This window comes from Streptomyces sp. Ncost-T10-10d, assembly GCF_900091955.1.
Taxonomy (GTDB): Bacteria; Actinomycetota; Actinomycetes; order Streptomycetales; family Streptomycetaceae; genus Streptomyces.
This window is the reverse complement of sequence record NZ_FMDF01000189.1, coordinates 1-1,381: the sequence shown is the minus strand read 5'-3', so window position 1 is coordinate 1,381 and position 1,381 is coordinate 1. Positions and strand designations below refer to the sequence as shown.

Here is a 1,381-nt window from a genome sequence, read left to right as displayed (position 1 = left end):
CCCACCAGCACGTCGAGATCGAACTTCGCCGAGGCATCGGACACGGTCGGCTCGAACACGGCCTGCCCGGACTCCGTCGAGCGTTCCGCCGGTTCCGTACCGGTCTGTATGCCGGGCAGGTCGAGTATGGCGTCGACGGTGTTCTGCTTGGTGAGGACGATCTGGAAGAGTGGGTGGCGGGCCATCGAGCGTGACGGCGCCAGCTCCTCCACCAGCTTCTCGAACGGCACGTCCTGGTGTGCCAACGCCGACAGGGTCCGCTCCCGCACCCGCTCCAGCAGCATCCGGAACGTCGGGGCACCCGACAGATCCGTCCGCACCACCAGCGTGTTGATGAAGAACCCCACCAGGTCGTCCAACGCCTCATCCGTACGACCGGCGTTCGCCGAACCGATCGGAATGTCCGTCCCCGCACCCAGCTTCGACAACAGCACCGCCAACGACGCCTGGAGCACCATGAACGGGGTCACACCCTCGGCCCGCGCCACCTCCACCAGCCGTCCGTGCACCCTCGCCGGCACCTCGACCGGCACCTGGTGTCCACGGTGGGAGGACACAGTCGGACGCGGACGATCGAACGGCAGCTCCAGCTCCTCCGGCGAACCATCCAACGCCTCACGCCAGTAAGCGATCTGATGTGAAATCACACTCTCCGGGTCCTGCTCATCCCCGAGGACCTCGCGCTGCCACAGCGTGTAGTCGGCATACTGCACCGGCAACGGCTCCCACTCCGGCGCCCGGCCCTCGCTGCGCGCCGCGTACGCGACCGACAGGTCCCGGGCGAGCGGGCCCTTCGACCAGCCGTCACTGGCGACGTGGTGCATTACCACCACAAGCAGCCGCTCATCCGGACCGGCCTCGAACAGCCACGCACGGAAGGGTACTTCGGATGCCAGGTCGAACGCGTGACCCAGGGCCCGCTCGACCTCGGCCGCGAGGTCGTCCGGCGTCACCTCGGACACCGACAGCTCCCAGACCAGATCCTCGATGTCGACGATCCGCTGGTACGGCTCACCGTCGACCACCGGGAAGACAGTGCGCAGCACCTCGTGCCGCCCGATGACATCCCGGAATGCGGCGGCGAGGGAGTCCAGGTCCACACTGCCCGAAAGCGGCACAACAGCCGGAATGTTGTAGGTCGGGCTGGGCCCTTCGAGCTGGTTGATGAACCAGAGCCGACGCTGCGCAAACGACAGCGGTACCCGCTCCGGGCGCTCCCCCGCCGTCAGCGCCACCCGCGCCCGGTCCGCGCCCGCCAGCCGCGCTGCCAGCCCCGCGACCGTCGGCGCCTCGAACAGCACCCGCAGCGGCACCTCCACACCGAGCAGGGACCGCACTCGGCTGATCAGCCGCATCGCGAGGAGCGAGTGGCCGCCGAGGT

At 68.7% G+C, this 1,381-nt stretch carries 1 protein-coding gene; it reads right to left on the bottom strand.

What is annotated here, in order from left to right; translation table 11 throughout:
* Window positions 1-1,381: condensation domain-containing protein (locus GA0115254_RS34190; RefSeq protein ID WP_256102913.1), on the bottom strand; the 1,381-nt coding region annotated here is incomplete at both ends.